We start from the raw sequence: 25,142 nt of genomic DNA, 5'->3' as shown, positions 1-25,142 counted from the left end.
GGACCGCTACTCGTCCGGCAACCGACTTCGAATACCCTCGGGCTTCAGTGGACCACGGACCCAGCTGAGGATCACCCGTGGCAGCGTCCGGACCGGGGTGCCATCACCCAGGAGAGCCCCCTCCCATGTCGGGAGGGGGCTCGTCCGGTGCGATCAGCTGACGATCGTGATGTCCTCGCCCGCCGCGTCGGTCGCTTCGCCCGGCGCCGCGAACCAGTGGGTGACCTCGCCCTCGGTGAGGTCGGTCTCGAGGTCGCCGGTCGGGAGGACGGACAGGGCTCCGGCGGTGGCGGAGACCAGGAACTCCAGGACGGCGGGGCGGCCCGAGGCCGCGGTGGCGTACGTGGCCGACTCGTAGTCGATCTCGTATTCCTCGCGCACCCGTTCGGCCTCGTCGAGCGCCTCGGACTGGGTCATCGAGACGACCCCGTCCGCCGTGACGACGACGAACGCCGGATGTTCCTCGCCGAGCGGGCGGACCCGGTCGGCGTAGGAGACCGGATGCGCGGCGGCCGCGGCGATGTCCTGCTGCACCTGGACGTCGTCGAGCGCCACCCAGCGCAGGTCGCTGTCGGCCACCGGTTGCCGGCTGATGCCGTATCCGGCGCCCGCCGCGGACAGCTCCTCGGCGGTGAGGTCGCCCGCGAACAGGCATGCCGCACCGGCCTTCTGCACCGCCCAGGCGGCGACCACCGCGTCCACCGAACGCGGCAGCGTCACCGCGACCACGTCGCCCGGTCCGGCGCCGCGGTCGATGAGCACGCGGGCCAGCTGCGAGGAACGCCGATCCAGCAGGTGGAAGGCGACCTCGTCCGCGCCGGCCAGCAGCGCGGACGCTTCCGGGTCCTCTTCGACGACCTCGGCGAGCACCTTGGCCACCGTGCGCGCCCCGACCCGGCCGACCGGCTCCGGCGCGGAAGCGGTTGCGGTGATACCGGATTCGGCCAGCAGCCGGGCCCGTTCGCCTTCATCGAGGATGTCGATGTCGCCGACCAGGCCGTCCGGATCGCCGAGCAGCGCCTCGAGCACCCGCACCAGCCGCTCGGCGAGGGTCTCGACCTCTTCGGCGGTGAACCGGCTGCCCAGGTACTTCAGGGTCAGCTCGATGGTGGCCTCCGACATGACCAGCAGCGTCATCGGGTAGTGCGTGGCGTCGTTGACGCCGACGCCGGTCACCGACATGCCGTCGATCGAGCTGGCGGCCGAGATCGCCTCCTTGTCCATCGGATAGGACTCGAACACCAGCAGCGTGTCGAACAGCGAGCCGGTGCCCGCCACCCGCTGGATGTCGGTGAGCCCCACGTAGTGGTGCTCGAGCAAGCCGGCCTGATCGCCCTGCAACCTGCCCAGCAGCTCGCCGATGGTCTGGCGGTCGTCGATGCGCAGCCGCACCGGCAGCGTGTTGATGAACAGACCCACCATCGACTCGACGCCGGGCAGCTCGGCCGGGCGGCCGGACACCGTCGCGCCGAACACCACGTCGCCGCGCCCGGTCAGACGCCCGAGCAGGATGCCCCACGCCGCCTGCACCAGCGTGTTCACCGTGACGCCGAGTTCGGCGGCGTGCTTGCTGATCCGGCGGGTGCGGTCGGCGTCGAGTTCGGTGACCACCTTGCCGATCTCGTAGTTCTCCGCGGCGCGCGGCTGGCCTGCGAGCTGGGTGGGTTCGTTGACGCCCTCCAGCGCCGCCGCCCAGGCGCGCAGCGAGGCGTCCCGGTCGCGACCGGCCAGCCAGCCGAGGAAGTTGCGGTAGGAGGCCACCCGCGGCAGCGCGGTCTGATCGCCGCGCACCGCGTACAGCACCAGCAGGTCCCGCATGAGCAGCGGCATCGACCAGCCGTCCAGCAGGATGTGGTGGGTGGTGATGGCCAGGTGCCATTGCGCCTCGTCACTGCGGAACAGCGTGAACCGGATCAGCGGCGGGGTGGCCATGTCGAAGTGCGTCGCCTGATCGGCCGCGACCTGCCTGCGCAGTTCCGCGGTCCGCTGGTCGGCGGGCAGCTCGGTGAGATCCACCTCGCGCCACGGCGCCTCGACCCGATCCAGCACCACCTGCACCGCCTGCCCGTCGGCGTCGGTGACGAACGCGGTGCGCAGGTTCGGGTACCGGTCGACGATGCCCTGGGCCGCCGCCCGCAGCCGCGCCACGTCCAGCGTGCCGCCCAGGTCCACCACGGCCTGCATGGTGTACACGTCCACGGTGGACTGGGTCATCATCGCGTGGAACAGCAGACCCGACTGCAGCGGCGACAGCGGCCACACCTCCGACAGCGCCGGGTAGGCCCGTTCCCACTGCTCGATGTCCTGCTGCCCCACCCGCACCAGCGGCATGTCCGACGGCGTGAAACCGCCCGCGTCCGGCCGCCGCGCGTGCGTGGCCAGCGCGGCGAGCGCCTCGACCCACAGCTCGGCGAACTCCTGCACCCGTTCCCGGGTCAGCAGGCCGGTCGGGAAGGCGAAGGACGCGCCGAGGCGCGGACCCTCGTCGGAGTCGGTGACGATCGCGTTGATGTCGATCGTCGCGTTCGCGGGCATGTCGAGGTCCATGTCGACATCCAGCTGACCGAGGTCGGCCACCGGCACCCAGCCGATCTCGGCGAGCTGCTCGGGGATCTCCCCGGCCGACATCCGGCCCAGGTAGTTGAAGCTGATCTGCGCTGCGTCAGATCCCGCCCTGCTCCCACCCGCGCCGCCGAGGGTCGGCGCGGTCTCCGGATTCAGCTGCCGCAGCAGGCCGTAGCCGAGACCCTTGTCGGGCACCGCGAGCAACTGCTCCTTGATCGACTTCACGATCTCGCCCAGCGCGGCGCCACCGGCGAACGCGTCGGTGAGGTCGGCGCCTGCCAGGTCCAGCCGGACCGGGTAGGCCGCGGTGAACCAGCCGACCGTGCGCGAGAGGTCCGCGCCCGGTACGACGTCCTCTTCACGACCGTGGCCTTCCAGCTTGATCAGTGCGGCGTCCGAGCCGTCGCCGCGCCAGCGGGCGACCGCCATGGCCAGCGCCGAGAGCAGGCCGTCGTTCACACCGCCCCGGTACAGGCCCGGGATCGCGGTGAGCACCGCGTCGGTGACCTCGGCGGGCACGGTGACCTCCACCCGCTCGACGGTGGCGAACGTGTCCACCGCCGGATCGAACGCGCGCTCGCCGAGCAGCGGGTCCGGCGTGGCCGAAACCTGCTGCCAGAACGGCAGTTCCGCGACGCGGTCCGGCGAGCTCGCCGCCTCGACCAGGCTGTGCGCCCAGCGCCGCATGGAGGTGCCGTTGGCGGGCAGCGCCACCGGCTGACCGGCGACCAGCTGCGACCAGGCGACCGCCAGATCCGGGATCAGGATGCGCCAGGACACGCCGTCGACCACGAAGTGGTGCGCGACGATCAAAAGCACGTCCCGCCGCTCGCCTTCGAACGCGAACCAGACGAACTGCGCCATCACCGCATTCGCCGGATCGAGCCCGCCCATCGCCCCGTCGAGCGCTTCGGTGGCGACCCGGGCCAGCTCCGCCTCGTCGGTGTCGGCGGCCAGGTCCACCCGCCGCACCAGGGCGTCGACGTCCACCGCGCCGTGCGGCAGCGCCTCGAAGGTCCAGTCCGTGCCGGTGCGGCGCAACCGCGACCGCAGCACGTCGTGGTGGTCGAACACCGCCGCGATGGTGGCGACCAGGGTCTCCCGGTCGATGCCGTCGGGCAGCCGCAGCGCCATCGTCTGCGAGAACCGCTGATAGGACGAGCCGCTCCCGAGGATCTGCCGCATGATCGGGGTCAGCGGGATCTCGCCGACACCGCCGCCCGGCAGTTCCTCCAACCGCGCCTGCTCGGCGCCGGTGCCGAGCGCGGCGATCTCGGCCAGCGAGGCCACGCTGCGCCGCTCGAACACGTCACGCGGAGTGAACAGCACGCCGCGCGCCTTGGCCCGCGAGACCAGCTGGATGGACAGGATGCTGTCGCCGCCGAGCGCGAAGAACGAGTCGTCCAAACCGATCTGCTCGACGCCGAGCACCTCGGCGAACACCTCGGCGATGACGGCCTCGACCTCGCTGGCCGGCGCGCGGAACTCGCGCGGGGCCAGCTCGGGCTCGGGCAGCGCCTTGCGGTCCAGCTTGCCGACCGGGGTCAGCGGGATCTCGTCGATCACCACGATCGCCGTCGGCACCATGTGCGGCGGCAGGCTGCGCGAGGCGTACTCGGTCAGCCGCGCGGTGTCGATCTCCCGGCCCGGCGCGGCCAGCACGTAGGACACCAGGATCGTCGCGCCCGCCTCGGTCTTGCGGCCGATCGTGATCGCGTACTCGACGTCCTCGTGGCTCGCCAGCACGGTGTCGATCTCGCCCAGCTCGATGCGGAAGCCGCGGATCTTCACCTGGAAGTCCGAGCGGCCCACGTAGTCCAGTTGCCAGGGCACCGACGGCAACGCGGCGTTGCCCGCGCGCTCGCCGGGTTCGGCGAACCAGCGCACCACGTCGCCGGTGCGGTACATCCGCGCGCCCTCGTCGCTCCACGGGTTGGCGATGAACCGTTCCGCCGTGAGGTCGGGGCGGTTGTGGTAGCCGCGCGCCAGCGCGCCACCGGCCAGGTACAGCTCGCCCGCGACGCCCGGCGGCACCGGGTTGAGCCGGTTGTCCAGCACCAGCGCGGACATGCCGCGCACCGGACGGCCGATGGTGATGTGCCTGCCCGGGGTGAGCTGGGCGTAGGAGGAGATGATCGTCGTCTCGGTCGGGCCGTAGGCGTTGAAGTACTTCCGGCCCGGCCACCACTTGGCCAGCAGCTCCGGCGTGGTGACGTCACCACCGACGGAGGCCACCTCGAGCGCCTCCATGCCTTCCGGATCGACCGTGCCCAGCACCGCGGGGGTGATGATCGTGTGGCTGACCCGCTCGGTGCGCAGCAGCTCCGCGAGGTCCGGTCCGCCGATGATGGTCGACGGCACGACCACCAGCGTCGCGCCGGTGTAGGCGGCGCACAGCCACTCCAGCACCGACGGGTCGAAGCTGGGCGAGCAGATGTGCAGGAACCGATGGTGCGATTCCAGCTGGTACAGATCCGCCGCGACGCCGACCAGGCCGCCCATGCCCGCGTGGGTCACGGTGACGCCCTTGGGCATACCGGTCGAGCCGGAGGTGTAGATGACGTACGCCGGGTGGCGCATCGCCAGCGTGGAGATCCGGTCGGCGTCGGTGACCTGCTCGGCGGACTGGCTCTCGACCAGTTCACCCAACTCCGGATCATCGATCCGCAGCCACTCCACGTCGCGCGGCAGCCGGTCGACGTACTCGCTCGCGGTGATGCCGATGACCGCGCCGGAGTCGTTGACCATGTGCCGCATGCGGTCTTCGGGGTAGGTCGGGTCGACCGGCACGTGCGCGCCGCCGGCCTTGGCCACCGCCCAGAACGCGGCGACCATCTCGTAGGACCGCGGGAACGACAGCGCCACGATGCGCTCCGGGCCCACGCCGCGCGAGATGAGCACCCGCGCCAGGCGCGAGGAGTACTCGTCCAGTTCGCGGTAGGTGATCGAGCGGCCCTGGTAGCGCACCGCGATCTGCTCGGGGTCCAGCCGCGCGCCGTGCTGCAGCAGGTCCGGCAGCAGGCCGGTGGCCATGACGTCCTCGCCCGCCACGTGCGTGAGCAGGTGGTACTCGGCCGCGTCCAGCAGCGGCAGGTCGCCGATCGGGGTTTCCCGGTCGGTGGCGATCGCGGTGAGCAGCCTGGTGAAGCGCTCGGCGAACACCCGCACCGTCTCGTCGTCGAACAGGTCGCGCGCGAAGGAGAACTCCGCGTACATGCCCGCGTCGTCGGGGTTCTCCCCGGCCTCGCGGATGGTCAGCGACAGGTCGAACTTGGCGGTGTCGACGTCGAAATCGACCGCGCCCACGTGCAAGCCGGGCAGTTCGAAGCTGCTCTCGGGCAGATTCTCGAACGACAGCGCCACCTGGAACAGCGGGTGCCGCGCGGTGGAGCGCTCCGGATTGAGCAGTTCCACCAGCCGCTCGAACGGCAGGTCCGCGTGTGCGAACGCCTGCAGGTCGGCGTCCTTGGTGCGGGCCAGGAACTGGCCGAAGGTCAAGTCGCCGTCGACGTGCGAGCGCAGCACCAGGGTGTTGACGAACATGCCGATCACGTCGTCGAGTTCCGCTTCGCCGCGGCCCGCGATGGGCGTGCCGACGGCGATGTCGTCGGTGCCGGACATGCGCGCCAGGAACAGCGCGAGCGCGGCGTGCACGACCATGAACAGCGTCGCGTTCTGCTCCCTGGCGATCTCGGTGAGCCTGCCGTGCAGCTCGCCGGAGATCGGGAACACCACGCGTCCACCGGCGAACGACTGCGTCGTCGGACGCGGCCGGTCGGCAGGCAGGTTGAGTTCGTCCGGCAGCCCGGCCAGCGCGGTGCGCCAGTACTGGGCCTGCTGCGAGATCAGACTCTCCGGGTCGTCCTCGGAGCCGAGCACGTCGCGCTGCCACAGGCTGAAGTCGGCGTACTGCACCGGCAGCGGCGCCCAGCCCGGTTCCACCCCGGCCGAACGGGCCGCGTAGGCGAGCATCACGTCACGCGTCAGCGGGCCCATCGACCAGCCGTCCGCGCTGATGTGGTGCGCGACGAACACGAGCACGTACGACGTGTCGGCTGCCCCGTCCGTCACCCGGAACAGCTTCGCCCGCAACGGAACCTCGGTGGTCACGTCGAATCCGGCCGAGATCACCTCGATGATCCGGTGGCGGATGTCCTCGGGCGCGACCGCTTCCGGCCGCAAGTCCGGCAGTGCCCGCTCGACGGGCACGATGACCTGGTGCGCCGCGCCACCCTGCTCCGGGTAGACGGTGCGCAGGGTCTCGTGCCTGGCTATGACGTCGCCGACCGCCGCTTGCAGCGCTTCGACATCCAGTTCGCCGGTGAGCCGCACGGCCACCGGGATGTTGTTCACGGCCGAGGCGGTGTCGAACTGGTTGAGGAACCACATGCGCTGCTGCGCCAGCGACAGCGGAATGTGGTCCGGACGCGGTCCGGCGACCAGCTCGCGACGGCCACCGGCGCCCGCGTGCTGCTCGACCTTCGCGGCCAATCCGGCCACGGTGGAGGCCTCGAACAGCACACGCACCGGCACACGGGCATCCAGCGCCGCGCCGATACGCGCGGCGACCTGCGTCGCCAGCAACGAGTTACCGCCCAGCGCGAAGAAGTCGTCGTCCGCGCCGACGCGTTCGACACCGAGCACCTCGGCGAACACGTTCGCCACGATCTCCTCGATCGGAGTCGAGGGAGCGCGGAACGCTTGAACCTCGAACTCGGGCTCGGGCAACGCCTTGCGGTCGAGCTTGCCGTTGACGTTCAACGGCAACGCATCCAGCACCACGAACGCCGCGGGCACCATGTACGACGGCAACCCAGCGGTGAGTTCCGACTTCACCTGCGCCACATCGACACCGGCATCGGCATCGCTCGGGACCAAGTAGGCCACCAACCGGTCACCGGTCTTCGGGTCGGACTTCGCGATCACCGCGGTCTGCGCGATCTCGGGCAGCGCCAGCAGCGCGGCCTCGATCTCACCCAACTCGATGCGGAAACCACGGATCTTCACCTGGAAGTCCGTACGACCCCGGTATTCGAGTTCACCGGCGCTGTTCCACGCGACCAAGTCACCCGTGCGATACATCCGCTCGCCGGGCTGGAACGGATTCGCCACGAACCGATCTGCCGTGAGGTCGGCACGACCGAAGTAACCACGCGCCAATTGCGCGCCGGCGAGGTACAACTCGCCGGAGACGCCGTCCGGCACCGGCCGCAGCCGGGAGTCGAGGACGTAGACCTGGCTGTTCCATTCCGGCGCGCCGATCGACACGGAGGTCTCGTCGGCGAGAGTGACCCGGTGGCTGGTGATCGACACCGCCGCCTCGGTCGGACCGTAGAGGTTGAACAGTTCCGTGCGCGGGTGTTCCCGCAGGAACCGCTGGGCGACCGAACCCGGCAGAGCCTCACCAATCGCCAACACCCGCCACAGCGAGTTCGGCATACCAGCCGTCAGCAACGCGTCCAGCATCGACGGCACCACATGCAGCGTGGTGACCCACTCGCGAGCCATCAACTCGTTGAGGTACGCCGGGTCGCGGTGACCGTCCGGCGAAGCGATGACCAGGCGACCGCCGCAGACAGCGGCCGACCAGAACTCCCATACCGACAAGTCGAACGTCGCCGCCGTCTTCAACAGGATCGCATCCGCCGCATCCAAGCCGAATTCGACGTTCTTCCACTGCAACTGGTTCGCGATCGCCCCATGCGGAACCGCCACACCCTTCGGACGACCCGTCGAACCAGACGTGAAGATCACATACGCCGTGTTCTCCGGACGCAGGGGTGCGACCCGATCGGCATCAGTAACCGGCTTGCCGTCCACACCCGACAAATCCAGCTCATCAATACGCACAACATCGGCGACATCGGTCTCGAACTCGGCATCGGCGTTGGTCAGCACACACACCGGTGCCGCCGTCTCGAGAATGTAGCTCGTCCGCTCGGCAGCCTGATCCGGATCCACCGGCACATACGCACCACCGGACTTCGCCACCGCATACATCGCCACGATCAGATCCACCGACCGGCGCAACGCCAGCGCCACCCGCGACTCCGGCCCCACACCCAACGAAATCAAATGCCGGGCAAGACGATTCACCCGCGCGTCGAGCGCACCATAGGTGATCGACTCGCCGTCCTCGGTGACGAGCGCGACTTCCTTCGGCCCGGCCGCGACCGTGGCGTCCAGCAGCGACACCAGCGTGGCGGAGGTGTCCACCGGCCGCGCGGTCGCGTTGCGCGCGGTGAGCAGCTGGGTCCGCTCGGCGGCCTCGAGCAGTTCGAGGTCGCCGACCGGGGTACGCGGCGCGGCGACGATCTCGCCGAGCAGGCGCGCGAACCGGTCCACGAAGCCCTGCACCGTGGCGCGATCGAACATGTCGGTCGCGTAGGTGAAGAACCCGGTGATGCCCTCGGGCACGCCGGCGTCGTCGTAGCGGTCGGTCGCGATCAGGTGCAGGTCGAACTGGGACAGCTCGGTGTCGATGTCCAGGCCGGACACGCTCAGGCCGGGCAGCTCCAGCGCGGACTGCGCCAGATTCTGGAACGACAGACCCACCTGGAACAGCGGGTGCCGCGCGGTCGAACGCACCGGGTTGAGCACCTCCACCAGGCGCTCGAACGGCACGTCGGCGTTGGCGAACGCCTGGATGTCGGTCTCGCGCTGGCGGGCGAGCAGATCGGTGAACGCCTCGCCCGCCTCCACCCGGGTGCGGAACACCAGGGTGTTGACGAACATGCCGATCAGGTCGTCGAGCGCGGCCTCGCCACGGCCCGCCATCGGCGTGCCGATCGCGATGTCGTCGGTGCCGGACAATCTGGACAACAGGACGGCGAGCGCGGTGTGCACGACCATGAACAGCGTCGCGCCCTCCGCGCGCGCCAGTTCGATCAGCGCCTGATGGGTCTGCGCGTCCACCCGCAGCTCGACCTTGCCGCCCGCGAACGACTGCACCGCCGGGCGCGGCCGGTCCGAGGGCAGGTCCAGCTGGTCGGGCAGTTCTGCCAGTGCCTGCTTCCAGTAGGCGACCTGCTTGGCGGCCAGCGATTCCGGATCGTTCTCGTCGCCGAGCAGTTCCCGCTGCCAGATGCTGTAGTCCGCGTACTGGACCTGCAGCGGCGCCCAGTTCGGCGCCTCGCCCGCCGACCGCGCGGCGTAGGCGATCATCAGGTCCCTGGTCAGCGGGCCGACCGAGGAGCCGTCACCGGAGATGTGGTGCACGACCATGGCCAGCACGTAGTCCACCGGCCCGTCGGCTCCGGTCTGCGCGCCCTCTCCGGCGAGCTGGAACAGCGCGACCTTCACCGGCACCTCGGTGGTGACGTCGAAGATCGTCGAGGTCAGCGCCACCACGGCGGACTCGATCTGCGACGGCGCGACCACCCGCACCTCCAGGCGCGGCACGGCCTGGGCGGGCGGCAGGATGACCTGCACCGGGCCCGCCTCGGTCTGCGGGTAGACCGTGCGCAGGATCTCGTGCCTGCTCACCAGGTCCGCGATGGCGGCGCGCAGCGCGGCCACGTCCAGCGCGCCCGACAGCCGCACCGCGATCGGCACGTTGTAGGCCGCCGACTGGGTGTCGAACCGGTTGAGGAACCACATGCGCTGCTGCGCCAGCGACAGCGGAATGTGCTCCGGCCGCGGACCCGCCGTCAGCGCGCGGCGGCCGCCCATGTCGGCGTGCTGCTCCACGCGCACCGCCAGCGCGGCCACGGTGGACGCCTCGAACAGCAGGCGCACCGGCACCCGGGTGTTGAGCGCCTCGCCCAGGCGGGCGGCGACCTGCGTCGCCAGCAGCGAGTTGCCGCCCCACGCGAAGAAGTCGTCGTCCAGGCCGAGTCGCTTGGCCTCGCCCCCTTCGCGATCGGAGAGCCGCAGCACCTCCGCGAACGTGTTCGCCACGATCTGCTCGATCGGCGTCACCGGCGCCCGGAAGACCGCCTTCTCGAAGGTGGGCTCCGGCAGCGCCTTGCGGTCCAGTTTGCCGTTGGCGTTGAGCGGCAACGTCTCCAGCTGGATCAGCATCGACGGCACCATGTACGACGGCAGCTCGGCCGACAGCGCGGACTGCAGCGCGCGCTTGTCCAGCGTGCCCGTGCGGGTCACCACGTAGGCGACCAGCCGGTCGCCGATGCTGGGATCGGTGTGCGCGACGACGGCCGCCGCGCTCACCATGTCCTGCCGCAACAGCGCCGCCTCGATCTCGCCGAGTTCGATGCGGAAGCCGCGGATCTTCACCTGGAAGTCGGTGCGGCCGCGGTAGTCCAGCTCGCCGGTGGCGCTCCAGGCCACCAGGTCGCCGGTGCGGTACATCCGGTCGCCCGGCGCACCGAACGGATCGGCGACGAACCGGTCGGCCGTCAGATCGGAACGCCCGAAGTAACCGCGCGCCAGCTGCGCACCGGCGAGGTACAGCTCGCCCGAGACGCCGACCGGCACCGGCCGCAGGCGGGAGTCGAGCACGTACACCCGGCTGTTCCACTCCGGCGCGCCGATCGACACCGACGCCTCGTCGGCATCGGTGACCAGGTGGCTGGTGATCGACACCGCCGCCTCGGTCGGACCGTACAGGTTGTGCAGTTCGGCGGCGTTGTGGCGGCGCAACCGCTGGGCGGTCGCCGCGGGCAGCGCCTCACCGATGGCCAGCACCCGGCGCAGCGAGTCCGACAGGCGGCCACCGGATTCGGTGAGCAGCGCGTCCAGCATGGACGGCACCACGTGCAGCGTGGTGACGCCGGTGGCGCGCATCAGCTCGTTCAGGTACGCCGGGTCGCGGTGCCCGTCGGCGGACGAGATCACCAGGCGGCCACCGGACACCGCGGCCGACCAGAACTCCCAGACCGAGAGGTCGAACGTCGCCGCCGTCTTCAGCAGCACCGCGTCGTCCGCGCCCAGCTCGAAGACGGTCGTCTCCCACTGCAACTGGTTGACGATCGCGCCGTGCGGGACGGCGACGCCCTTGGGCTGACCCGTCGAACCGGAGGTGAAGATCACGTAGGCGGTGTTCGCCGGGGTCAGCGCACCGGTGCGCTCGCCCGCGGTCACCGGAGCGGCCGCGTACTCGGCGAGGTCGAGCGCGTCGATCTGCACCACGTCGGCCGCCGCGGTGTGGAAACCGTCCCGGCCGGTGGTCAGCACGCACACCGGAGCGGCGGTGCCGAGGATGTAATCGGTCCGCTCGGCGGGCTGATCGGGATCGATCGGCACGTAGGCCGCACCGGCCTTGGCGACCGCGTACATCGCGACCACGAGATCGGTGGAGCGGCGAATCGCCAGCGCGACCCGGTCCTCCGGTCCGACGCCGCGGCCGATCAGGTACCGGGCCAGGCGGTTGACCCGCGCGTCCAGCGCGGCGTAGGTCAGCTCCCGGCGGCCGGTCGGCTCGTCGGCGACCAGCGCCACCGCGTCCGGGGTGGCGGCCACCGTGGCATCCAGCAGCGACACCAGCGTCGCGGTGTGCGTGGAGCCCGCGGAACGCGCCGCGAGCAGAGCATCGAGATCGTATGCGGTGTCGTTCCACGCGGTGAGGATGCGCTCGCTCTCCTCGGGCGCGAGCAGATCGATCTCACCCACCCGCACCGTGGCGTCGGTCAGCACGGCGTCGAGCACCCGCAGGAACCGGTCGGCGAAGCCCTGCACCGTGCTCTCGTCGAACAGATCGGTGGCGTAACCGAATTCGGTGATGATCTCGGCGGGCGTGCCGTCCTCGGCGTACCGGTCGTACAGCGTGACGTGCAGGTCGGTCTTGGCCAGCTGCGAGTCGAAGTTGACCGCGCTCACCGTCAGGCCGGGCAGCTCGAAGGTGGTCTCGGCCAGGTTCTGGAACGACAGGCCCACCTGGAACAGCGGGTTGCGCGCGGTCGAGCGCACCGGGTTGAGCACCTCGACCAGGCGCTCGAACGGCACGTCGGCGTTGGCGAACGCCTCCAGGTCGCGTTCCTTCACGTCGCCGAGCAGGTCGGCGAACGAGGCACCGGCGTTCACCGCGGTTCGGAACACCAGGGTGTTGACGAACATGCCGATCAGGTCGTCGAGTTCGCGTTCACCACGACCGGCGATCGGCGTGCCGACCGCGATGTCGTCGGTGCCGGACAGCCGCGACAGCAACACCGCCAGCGCCGCGTGCACCACCATGAACAGCGACGCGTTGTGCGCGCGCGCCAATTCGTGCAGGCGGGCGTGCCGCTGCGGGTCGATCTCGAAGCGGATCGCCTTGCCCTGGAACGACTGCGCGGGCGGGCGCGGCCGGTCGGCGGGCAGTTCCAGCTGATCGGGCAGGCCGGCCAGCGTGGCCGTCCAGTACGCCACCTGCTGCGCGGCCAGCGATTCCGGATCGTCCTCCGAACCGAGCACCGCGCGCTGCCACAGCGCGTAGTCGGCGTACTGCACCGGCAGCGGCTGCCACTGCGGCGCCTCGCCCTGCACTCGCGCCACGTAGGCGGCCATCACGTCGCGAGCCAGCGGGCCCATCGACGAGCCGTCGGCGGCCACATGGTGCACGGTGAACGCGAGCACGTGGTCGTTGTCGGCGATCCGGAACAGCGCCACGGCCAACGGCACCTCGACGGTGACGTCGAAGGTGGTCAACGCGAAACCGATGACGGCGCCGAGCAGATCCTCCTCGGTGACGTCGATCGGGCTGAGCGCCGCCGCCGACCGGTCCGCCGGACGGATCACCTGATGCGGGCCCTCCGCCGAACGCGGGTAGGTGGTGCGCAGCACCTCGTGGCGGGCGAACACGTCGCCGATGGCCTGTTCCAGCGCGGCCACGTCGAGCGTGCCGGACAGCCGGACGGCCAGCGGGATGTTGTCCACCGCCGAAGTGGCCGTGTCGAACTGGTTGAGGAACCAGTACCGCTGCTGCGCGGGCGAGAGCGGGATGCGCGCCGGGCGCTCCCCCGCCTCCAGGCGCGGCCGGTCCCGGCCGGAGCCGGCGTTGTGCTCCACCCGGGCGGCCAGCGCCACCACGGTGGACGCCTCGAACAGGTCGCGCACCGCGAGCCGGGTGTCCAGGGCGGCGCCCAGCCGCGCGGTCACCTGGGTGGCCAGCAGCGAGTTGCCGCCGAGTTCGAAGAAGTCGTCGTCCAGGCCCACGCGGGCGACGCCGAGCACGTCGGCGAAGGTGCCCGCCACGATCTCCTCGATCGGGGTGGACGGGGCGCGGAACACCTTGGCCTCGAACACCGGCGCGGGCAGCGCCTTGCGATCCAGCTTGCCGGACGCGTTCAGCGGGAACGCCTCCAGCACGACGAACGCCGACGGCACCATGTACGCGGGCAGCTCGCCGCCGAGTTCGGCGCGTACGCCCTCGATGTCCACCGCACGTCCGGCGGTCGCGATGACGTACGCGACCAGCTGGTCGCCCAATCGATCGTCCGAGCGCACCACGACCACCGCCTGGGCGATCGAGTCCAGCGCCGTGAGCGCCGACTCGATCTCGCCCAGCTCGATGCGCAGACCGCGCAGCTTCACCTGGAAGTCGGTGCGGCCCAGGTACTCCAGCTCGCCCTTGTCGGTCCAGGTGACCAGGTCGCCGGTGCGGTACATCCGCTCGCCCGGGGCGCCGTAGGGGTTGGCCACGAACCGGTCGGAGGTCAGATCCGGACGCGCGACGTAGCCGCGGGCCAGTTGCACGCCCGCGAGATACAGCTCACCCGCGACACCCACCGGCACCGGGTGCAGCCGCGAATCCAGCACGTACACCTGGGTGTTGAACACCGGGGCGCCGATCGGCACCGACACCGCGTCGGCCTCGGTCACCTCGTGGAAGGTGACGTCGACCGCGGCCTCGGTCGGGCCGTACAGGTTGTGCAAGCGAGCGCCGGTCAGCTCGACGAGCTTCTGCGCCGTCTGCGCGGGCAGCGCCTCACCCGAGGCGAAGACGTTGCGCAGGCTGGTGCACTCGTCGGCGCGTTCCTCGGCGACGAACACCGACAGCATCGACGGCACGAAGTGCGCCGTGGTGACCCGCTCGCCGGTGATGACCTGCACGAGGTAGGCCGGATCGCGATGACCGTCCGGCTTCGCCACCACCAGGCGCGCGCCGACCTGCAACGGCCAGAAGAACTCCCACACCGACACGTCGAACGTGGCCGGGGTCTTCTGCAACACCACGTCGGTGTGGTCCAAGCCGTACTCGTCCTGCATCCACACCAGGCGGTTGACGATCGCGGCGTGCGAGACCGCCACACCCTTCGGGCGGCCGGTCGAACCGGACGTGAAGATCACGTACGCGGTGTTCGACGCACGCAGCGGCGCACGGCGATCGGCGTCGGTGACCGGCTCGTCGGAGTAACCGGCCAGGGACACCACGTCGATCTCGATCGCCCGGGTCGCCCCCGCGTCGAACCCGTCGCGGGAGGTGGTGAGCACGCACACCGGCTGCGCGGTGTCGAGCACATACCGAGTGCGGTCGGCCGGGTGATCCGGGTCCAGCGGCACGTACGCGCCACCGGCGACGCTCACCGCGTACATGCCGACCACCAGGTCGATCGAGCGGCGCATACCCAGCGCGACCATCGAATCGGGGCCGACGCCCAGCGAGATCAGATGCCGGGCAAGGCGGTTCACCCTGGAAGCGAACTCGGCGTAGGACAGACTCGTCCCCTCGAACGTCACCGCGGGCGCGTCCGGGGTCCGCGCCAGCTGGGCGGCGAACATCGACACCAGGGTGGCGGCCGGGTCCACCGGGTGCGCGGTGTCGTTCCACCGTTCGAGCACCTCGGTGCGCTCGACGCTGTCGAGCAGTTCCACATCGCCGATCGCCACGGACGCGTCCGCGGCGATCGCGCTCAGCATCCGCACCAGCCGCGACGCGACGCCCGCGATGGTGTCGGGGTCGAACATGTCGGTGGCGTAGGCGAATTCGGCGGTCATGCCGTCGGCCGCGCCCGAGGCGTCGAACCGGTCGGCGAGGTTGAGATGCAGGTCGAACTTGGCGGTCACCACGTCCAGCGGCACCCCGGCCACTTCCAGGCCGGGCAGCTCGAAGGTGGCCTCACCGGTGTTCTGGAACGACAGCATCACCTGGAACAGCGGGTGCCGCGCCTGCGAACGCGCCGGGTTCAGGATTTCCACCAACCGCTCGAACGGCAGGTCCGCGTGCGCGAACGCCGCGAGATCGGTGTCCTTGGTGCGGGCGAGCAGTTCGGTGAACGGCATCGCGGGATCGACCGCGCTGCGCAGCACCAGCGTGTTGACGAACATGCCGATGGCGTCGTCGAGCACCGCCTCGCCGCGGCCCGCGACCGCGGTGCCGACGGCGATGTCGTCGCTGCCGGACAACCGCGCCAGCAGCGCGGCGAACGCCGCGTGCACCACCATGAACAAGCTGGCGCCGTTCGCGCGGGCCAGCGCGTTCAGCTCGCGCAGCAACCGCGCGTCGAGCGAGAACTCGTACACCCCACCGCGGTTGGACGCCACCGCCGGACGCGAGCGGTCCGAGGGCAGATCCAGCTGATCCGGCAGCCCGGCCAAGGTGTCGGACCAGAACGCGACCTGCTGGGCGATCAGCGAGGCGGGATCGGCCTCGGAGCCCAGCGTCTCGCGCTGCCACAGCGCGTAGTCGGCGTACTGCACCGGCAGCGGAGCCCAGGCGGGCGCCTCGCCGCGCGAACGCGCCGAGTAGGCCACCATCACGTCGCGCGCCAGCGGGCGCACCGACCAGCCGTCGCCGGAGATGTGGTGCACCACGAACACCAGCACGTGGGTGTCGGGCTGCGAGCCGTCCATCGAGCCCGCGATGCGGAACAGCTGCGCGCGCACCGGGACCTCGGCGGTGACGTCGAAACCGGTCAGCACCAGTTCGCTGATCCGCTCGGAGATCTCGGCCTCGGACACCTCGATCGGGGTGAGATCGACGGCGCTGTGCCCGGCGGGCAGCACGACCTGCACGCCCTGGCCGTCGGCGGTCTCCGGGTAGACGGTGCGCAGCACCTCGTGCCGGTCGACCACGTCGGCGACGGCCTGCCGCAGCGCCTCGGTGTCCAGGGTGCCGGTGAGCCGGACCGCGAGCGGGATGTTGTTCACCGCGGTCTGGTTGTCGAACCGGTTCAGGAACCACATCCGCTGCTGCGCCAGCGACAGCGGGATCTTCGGCGGACGCGGGCCCGCCACCAGCTCGCGGCGGCGTCCGGTGCCCTGGTGCGACTCGACTCGCGCAGCGAGCGCGGCCACGGTCGGCGCCTCGAACAGCGTGCGGACCGGGATCCGGGTGTCCAGCGCGGCGCCGAGACGCGCCACCACCTGGGTGGCGATCAGTGAGTTGCCGCCCAGCTCGAAGAAGTCGTCGTCGAGGCCGACCGCGCGTTCGGCCTGCGCCAGGCCGAGCACCTCGGCGAAGACGTCGGCGACGATCTCCTCCACCGGCGTCGACGGCGCGCGGAATTCCCGCGCCTCGAAGACGGGTTCGGGCAGCGCGCGCCGATCCAGCTTGCCGTTCGGGTTCAACGGCATCGCGTCGAGCACCACGATCGCGGCGGGCACCATGTACGACGGCAGCTGCGCGGCCAGGTGCGCGCGCAACGCCTCGACGTCCACCGTCGCGCCGCCGGCTGGCACGACGTAACCCACCAGCTGGTCGCCGGTGTGCGCGTCGGAACGCACCAGCGCGACCGACTGCGCGACCGATTCGTGCGCGGTCAGCGCGGTCTCGATCTCGCCGAGTTCGATGCGCAGACCGCGCAGCTTCACCTGGAAGTCGGTGCGGCCCAGGTACTCGATCGCGCCGGTGGCGTCCCGGCGCACCAAGTCACCGGTGCGGTACATCCGCGCGCCGGGCGCGCCGTAAGGGTTGGCCACGAACCGGTCGGCGGTCAGATCCGCACGGCCGAAGTAGCCGCGCGCCAGTTGTTCCCCCGCGAGGTACAGCTCACCCGCGACGTTCGCCGGCACCGGGTGCAGGCGCGAATCCAGGACGTACGCCTGCGCGTTCCACACCGGCAGACCGATCGGCACCGCCCCGTCCACCTGGTCGGCGACCGGGCCGTGCGTGGCGTGCACGGTGAACTCGGTGGGGCCGTACAGGTTGTACAGCGCGGCGTCGCTCACCCGGCGGATGGCCACGACCGCGTCGGCGGTGAACGCCTCACCGGCGACGAACAGCGTGCGCAGCGAGGCGAGCGCGTCCGCGCCGGCCGGGTCGATGGCGCCGGCGAAGACGGTCAGCATGGACGGCACGAACGAGGTCATGGTGACCCGCTCGGCCGCGATCACCTCGGCCAGGTACTGCGGGTCGCGGTGCCCGTCCGGGCTCGCCACCACGATCCGGCCGCCGGTGCTCAGCGGGCCGAACAGCTCCCACACCGACACGTCGAACGTGGCGGGGGTCTTGAACAGCACCACGTCGTCCGCGCCGATGCCGTATTCGCCCGTGATCCAGCGGATCTGGTTCACCACCGCCGAGTGCGGCACGGCGACGCCCTTGGGGCGTCCGGTCGAACCCGAGGTGAAGATCACGTACGCCGGGTGCTGCGGGCGCAGCGGCGCGATGCGTTCGGCGTCGGTGACGGGAGCGTCCGAGTAGCCGGACAGGTCCAGCTCGTCGATGCGCAACGTCGCGCGGCCCGCGCCGTCGAACGCGTCGCGCGCGGTGGTCAGCACGCAGACCGGATCGGCCGAGTCGAGCACGTAGTGCACGCGTTCGGCGGGCTGGTCCAGATCCAGCGGCACATAACCGCCGCCCGCCGCCTGCACCGCGTAGGCGGCCACGACCAGGTCCACCGACCGGCGCAGGCCCAGGGCGACCAGCGTCTCCGGACCGACGCCCGCCTCGACGAGGCGGCGCGCCAGCCGCCGCACGCGGGCGGCGAATTCGGCGTAGGTGAGGGACGTCCCGGTGGCCGGGTCGACCACGGCGACCGCGTCCGGGGTGGCCGCGGCCTGCGCGGCGAACTCCTCGACCAGCGTGGTCGCCGGGCCGAGATCGCGGGCGGTGTCGTTCCAGCCGCGCAGCGCCCGTGCGGTCTCCTGCTCGTCCAGCAGCGCGAGGTCGCCGATCGGCCGGTCCGGCTCGGCGGCGACGGCCCGCAGCAACCGGCCGAAGCGCCGCCCGAACTCGGCCATGGTGGCCGGGTCGAACAGGTCGGTGGCGTAGATCAGCTCGGCGGCGATGCCCGCGCCGGTCTCGGCGTCGCGTTCGGACAGCACCAATTGCAGGTCGAACTTGGCGACGTCGATGGGCAGCTCGACGCCGCTCACCGTCAGGCCGGGCAGCTCCAGGCTGTTCTGGCCGGTGTTCTGGAACGACAGCATCACCTGGAACAGCGGGTGCCGCGCCTGCGAACGCGCCGGGTTCAGGATCTCCACCAGCCGCTCGAACGGCAGGTCGGCGTGCCCGAACGCGGCGATGTCGGTGGCGCGCACCGCGCGCAGCAGCTCGGTGAACGTCGCGCCGCTCTCGATCGGGGTCCGCAGCACCAGGGTGTTGACGAACATGCCGATCAGGTCGTCGAGCGCGCGCTCGCCACGGCCGGCGACCGGCGTGCCGATCGCGATGTCGTCCTCGCCGGACAGCCGCGCCAGCAGCACGGCCAGCGCGGTGTGCGCGACCATGAACAGCGTCGCGCCCCGCGTGCGGGCCAGTTCGGTGAGCTGGGCGTGGGTCTCCGCGTCGATCTCGAAGACGTGCGTGGCGCCGCGCCCGGAGGCGACCGCGGGCCGCGGCCGATCCGAGGGCAGGTCCAGCTGCTCGGGCAGTCCGCGCAGCGTGTCCGACCAGAACGAGATCTGCTCGGAGATCACCGAGGCCGGGTCGTCCTCGGCGCCGAGCACCTGGCGCTGCCACAGCGCGAAGTCGGCGTACTGGACCTCCAGCGGACGCCAGGCGGGCTCGCCGCCGTCGACGCGGGCGCCGTAGGCGGTCATCACATCGCGGGTCAGCGGGCCCATGGAGAAGCCGTCGGCCGAGATGTGGTGCACCACCAGCGCGAGCACGTGCTCGGTGGGGCTGATCTCGAACAGCCGGGCGCGGAAGGGCACCTCGGCGGTGACGTCGAAGGCGGTGCCGATCAGCCGCGCGAGCTGTCCGGGCAGTTCGGCTTCGGTGACGTCGATCGGCGTGAGGTCGGGGATGACCTTGGCCGTGGCCACGATCCGCTGGTGCGCGGCGCCGTCCACCTCGGGGTAGTAGGTGCGCAGCGACTCGTGGCGGGCCAGCACGTCGGCGACGGCGATCTGCAGCGCCTGCCGGTCCAGCAGGCCGGACAGCCGCACCGCGGCCGGGATGTTGTCCACCGCCGAGTCGGGGTCGAAGCGGTTGAGGAACCACATGCGCTGCTGAGCCAGCGAGAGCGGCACCAGTTCCGGGCGCTGTTGCGGCGCCAGCGGGGCGCGACCGCCCGCGCCCGCCTTGGTCTCCGCGCGCGCGGCCAGCGCGACCACGGTGGACGCCTCGAACAGCTCGCGCACGCCGAGGTCGGTGTCCAGCGCGGCCGACAACCGGGCCGCCACCTGGGTGGCCGACAGCGAGTTGCCGCCGAGAGCGAAGAAGTCGTCGTCCAGGCCCACCCGCTCGAGGCCGAGCACGTCGGCGAAGGTGGCGGCGACGATCTCCTCGACCGGCGTGGTCGGGGCGCGGAACACCGCGGCCTCGAACACCGGCGCGGGCAGCGCCTTGCGGTCCAGCTTGCCGGAGGCGTTGAGCGGGAACTCCTCCAGCACCATCACGATCGACGGCACCATGTACGCGGGCAGCTGCCGTCCCAGGTCCTCGCGGACCAGGTCGGTGTCCAGCGCGGCGTCCGGCGCGGGGATGACGTACGCGACGAGCTGGTCGCCGGAGTGCGCATCGGAGCGCACCACCACGACCGCCTGCGCGACTTCGTCCAGCCCGGTCAGCGCCTGCTCGATCTCACCGAGTTCGATCCGCAGACCACGCAGCTTCACCTGGAAGTCGGTGCGGCCCAAGTACTCCAGCTCACCGTGCTCGGTCCACGCCACCAGGTCACCCGTGCGGTACATCCGCGAACCTGGCTCGCCGTACGGGTTGGCGACGAAACGGTCACTCGTCAGATCCGGGCGCGCGACGTAGCCCCGCGCGAGCTGGACGCCCGCCAGGTACAGCTCACCCGCGACACCAACCGGAACCGGGCGCAGGCGCGCATCCAGCACGAACACCTGCGTGTTGAACACCGGCGCACCGATCGGCACCGACTCGGTGTCGGCGTCGACGACCTCGTGGAACGTGACGTCGACCGCGGCTTCGGTCGGACCGTAGAGGTTGTGCAACGCGGCACCGGTCAGCTCGCGCAGGCGATGCGCGGGCTTGGGCGGCAACGCCTCACCCGAGGCGAACACCAATCGCAGCGAATCACACTGCGCCGCTGCCGTATCCGCCACGAACACCGCCAACATCGACGGCACGAAGTGGGTGACGGTCACCTTTTCGGTGCTGATGATCTCGGCCAGGTAGGCGGGGTCGCGATGCCCGTCCGGCTTGGCGACCACGAGGCGCGCGCCGATCTGCAACGGCCAGAAGAACTCCCACACCGACACATCGAAGGTGGCCGGGGTCTTCTGCAACACCACATCGGCGCCGGTCAGCTGGTAGGCAGTCTGCATCCAGACGAGCCGGTTGACGATCGCGGCGTGCGAGACCGCCACACCCTTCGGACGACCCGTCGATCCCGACGTGAAGATCACGTAGGCGGTGTTCGACGGACGCAGCGGCGCACGACGATCCGCGTCGGTAACCGGCGCCTCCGACAGGCCCTTCAGGTCGAGCAAGTCGATGCGCACCTGCGCGGTGTCGATGTCCAGATCACTGCCGGAGGTCAGCACGCACACCGGATCGGCGGTGCCGAGGATGTATTCGGTGCGCTCGGCCGGGTGATCCGGATCCAGCGGCACGTACGATCCACCGGCCACGGCGACGGCGTACATGCCGACCACCAGATCGATCGAGCGCCGCATGCCCAGCGCCACATACGATTCCGCGCCCACGCCGCGCGCGATCAGCCAGCGCGCCAGCTGGTTCACCCGCCAGGAGAACTCGGCGTAGGACAGACTTGTCCCCTCGAACGTGATCGCGGTCGCGTCCGGAGTGCGTTCGACCTGGTCGTAGAACATCGACACCAAAGTCGCGCCGGTGTCCACCGGATGCGCGGTGTCGTTCCAGCGGGACACCACGAGCTCGCGCTCGGCGGCATCCAGCAGCGCGATGTCACCGACCACCGCGTCGGGCTCCGCGGTGATCGCGGTGAGCACCCGGACCAAGCGGTCGGCGATGCGGCGCACCGTCTGCTCGTCGAACAGGTCGCGCAGGTAGCCCGCGCGCACCCGCAGCCGCGAATCCAGCTGCGCGATCAGGGTCAGCGGGTAGTGCGTGGCGTCGGCCGCGTCCAGGCCGACCACCGCCATGCCGTCGATGTCCGCGGCCTGCGCCTGCAAGCCCGCGGCGTCGACCGGGTAGGACTCGAACACCACCAGGGTGTCGAACAGACCGCCGATGCCCGCGACCGACTGGATGTCGGCCAGGCCCACGTAGTGGTGGTCGAGCAGATCGGCCTGCTCGCCCTGGGTGCGGACCAGCAGATCGCGCACCGGCTCGGACGGATCGAAACGCACCCGCACCGGCACGGTGTTGATGAACAGGCCGACCATCGCCTCCACGCCGGACAACTGCGCGGGACGCCCGGAGACGGTGGTGCCGAACAGCACGTCGTCGCGGCTGGTCATCCGGCCGACGAGGATGCCCCAGGCCGTCTGCAACACGGTGTTCGGGGTGACGCCGAGCGAGCCGGCCAGCGCGGTCAACCGCGCGGTGGTCGCCTCGTCCAGATCGAAGAAGTACTCGCCGGACAGCGAGGTGATCTCGCGACCGGCGTCCGGTCGCGCCAGCAGGGTCGGCTCGCCGACGCCGCGCAGCGCGTGCGCCCACGCCGCCAGCGACGCCGCGTGGTCCTGCTGCCGGGTCCAGTCCAGGAAGTGCCGGTAGGAGCGCACCGCGGGCAGCGCGGACGCATCCGCGTGGGCGGCGTAGAGCACCAGCAGATCCCGCATGAGCAGCGGCATGGACCAGCCGTCGAGCAGGATGTGGTGGTTGGCCACCACGAACTGCCAGCGGTCGGGCGCGATCTGGATCAGCGTGAAGCGGATCAGCGGCGGCGCGGCCAGGTCGAACCGGCGCATGCGGTCGGCCTCGATCAGGTCCTCGGCCGAACCGGATTCGATCCGGTCGTGCTCGGCCCACGCCACCCGGACGCTGTCCAGCACGATCTGCACCGGGTTGCCGTCGTGGTCGCTGACGAACGCGGTGCGCAGGTTCTCGTAGCGGTCCACCAGAGCCTGTGCCGCCGCGCGCAACCGGGCGGCGTCCACCCGGCCGGTGAGCGTGAGCACCGCCTGCGCGGTGTACACGTCCACCGAGGTCGCCGCGAGGCGGGCGTGGAACAGCAGACCGGCCTGCAGCGCCGACAGCGGCCAGACGTCGGCCAGCGCCGGGTAGCGCCGCTCCCAGGCGTCGATGTCGCGTTGCGTGCTGCGCACCAGCGCGAAGTCCGACGGGGTGTGCCCGCCCGCGCCGGCCGAATTGGCATGGCGCGCCACCGCTTCCAGCGCGGCGGTCCACAGCTCGCCGAACTCGCGCACGTCGGCGGCCGACAGCAGGGTCGACGGGTAGCCGATGTTCGCGGTCAGCTTGTCGCCGACCACGATCGCGTTCACGTCCAGCGGGGCCATCGCGGGCATGTCCGCGTCGTAGGCGCCGCCCAGCGCGCCGAGTTCCGGCGCGGGGATCCAGCCGAAGCCGCGCAGCGATTCCGGCACGTCGCCCTCGGAGACGCGCCCGAGGTAGTTGAAGCTCACCTGGCCGGGCAGTTCGCGCGGCAGCTCGGCGGCGGTCTCGGTGTTCAGGTAGCGCAGCAGGCCGTAGCCGATGCCCTTGTCCGGCACCGAGAGCAACTGCTCCTTGACCGCCTTGACGGCCGCGCCGAGCGCGGGCCCGCCGGTGAACGCGGCGTCGACGTCGACGCCGGACAGATCGAAGCGGACCGGGTAGATCGCGGTGAACCAGCCGACGGTGCGCGACAGATCCGCACCCGGCACCACGTCTTCCTCGCGGCCGTGACCCTCCAGGCGGATCAGCAGCGAATCGTCGCCGCGGGCGGCCACCCGCCGCGCCCGCCACTTCGCGGTGGCCAGCGCCAGCGCGGTGAGCAGGCCGTCGTTCACACCGCCGTGGAACAGCGCCGGAACCGTGGTGAGCAGGGCCTTGGTGACCTCGGCGGACACCTCGACCTGATGCTTCTCGATGACGCCCGAGGTGTCGACCTCGGGATCCATCGGACGCTCGGTCAGCAGCGGATCGGCCGCGCCGACCACCGAACGCCAGTAGTCCAGTTCGGCCACCCGCTCGGGGCTCGCCGCCTCGCGCTCCAGCGCGTGCGCCCAGGCCCGCATGGACGTGGCCGGGGCGACCAGCTCGGGCGTCTGCCCGGCGGTGCGCTGCCCCCACGCCGTCACGAAGTCCGGCACCAGGATGCGCCACGAGACGCCGTCCACCACCAGGTGGTGGGCGACGACGATCAGGCGTCCGGCGCGCTCGGCGGAATCGGGCTCGAGCCAGACGAACCGGATGACCACGCCCGCGGCCGGATCGAGCCGGTCCAGCGACTCGTCCAGTGCGGCCGAGGCGATCTCGACCAACTCCGCGTCGGTGGCGTCCGCGTCGAATCCGGTGCGGTCGATCAGCGCGTCCACCTCGACCGTGCCCGGCGCGGCGGTCTCGACGACCCAGTCGTCGCCGTCGCGGCGCAGGCTCGCGCGCAGCATGTCGTGGCGATCGATGACAGCGCTCACCGTCGCCACGATTCCTGATCGGTCGATGCCGACCGGCAGTTCCAGCGCCAGCGTCTGGTTGAACCGGCCGAACGAACCGCGCCGCTCGGCCATGAACCGCACCACCGGCGTCAGCGGCATCACGCCGACGCCGCCGCCCGGCGGCTCGGCCAGCGTCGTGGCCGACGCCTCGGCGGCTTCGGTGGTCTCGGCGACCGACGCCAGACCGGCCACCGTGCGCTGCTCGAAGACGTGCCTCGGGGTGAACACCACGCCGCGCGCCTTGGCCCGCGACACCAGCTGGATGGAGACGATGCTGTCGCCGCCGAGCGCGAAGAAGGAGTCGTCCACGCCGACCCGCTCCACGCCCAGCACCTCGGCGAACACCTCGGCGATGGTCTGCTCGACCGGGGTACGCGCCGCGCGGAACACGACCTCGGTCGCGAACACCGGCTCCGGCAGCGCCTTGCGGTCCAGCTTGCCCACCGGGGTGAGCGGCACGTGGTCGATCACCATGATCGACGAGGGCACCATGTAGGCGGGCAGGCGGTCCTCGACGTGCGCGGTCAGCGTCGCCACGTCGATCGAATGACCCTGGGCGGCAACGACATACGACACCAGCGACACCGCGCCGGCGGCGCTCTTGTGCCCGACGGTGACGGCGAAATCGACGGTCTCGTGCGAGGCCAGCGCGGCGTCGATCTCGCCGAGCTCGATGCGGAAGCCGCGGACCTTCACCTGGAAGTCGGAGCGGCCGACATACTCGACCTCGCCGGTGCGGGTCCAGCGGACCACGTCACCGGTGC

Annotated in this window: 1 protein-coding gene (cut by a window edge); it reads right to left on the bottom strand. The window is 71.1% G+C overall.

Features of this window, described 5'->3' with window-relative positions:
- Positions 1-153: 153 nt before the first annotated feature.
- Positions 154-25,142: the 3' portion of a non-ribosomal peptide synthase/polyketide synthase gene (locus ABZ552_RS08440; RefSeq protein WP_357436196.1), read on the bottom strand. It continues 18,679 nt past the right edge of the window; 24,989 of the gene's 43,668 nt are visible here — the last part of the coding sequence; its start codon lies beyond the right edge, outside the window — the gene reads right to left on this strand; its stop codon occupies positions 154-156.

It is taken from the genome of Nocardia sp. NPDC019219 (assembly GCF_040632645.1).
GTDB classification, from domain to species: Bacteria; Actinomycetota; Actinomycetes; order Mycobacteriales; family Mycobacteriaceae; genus Nocardia; species Nocardia sputorum.
This window is presented reverse-complemented; position numbering and strand designations above follow the sequence as displayed.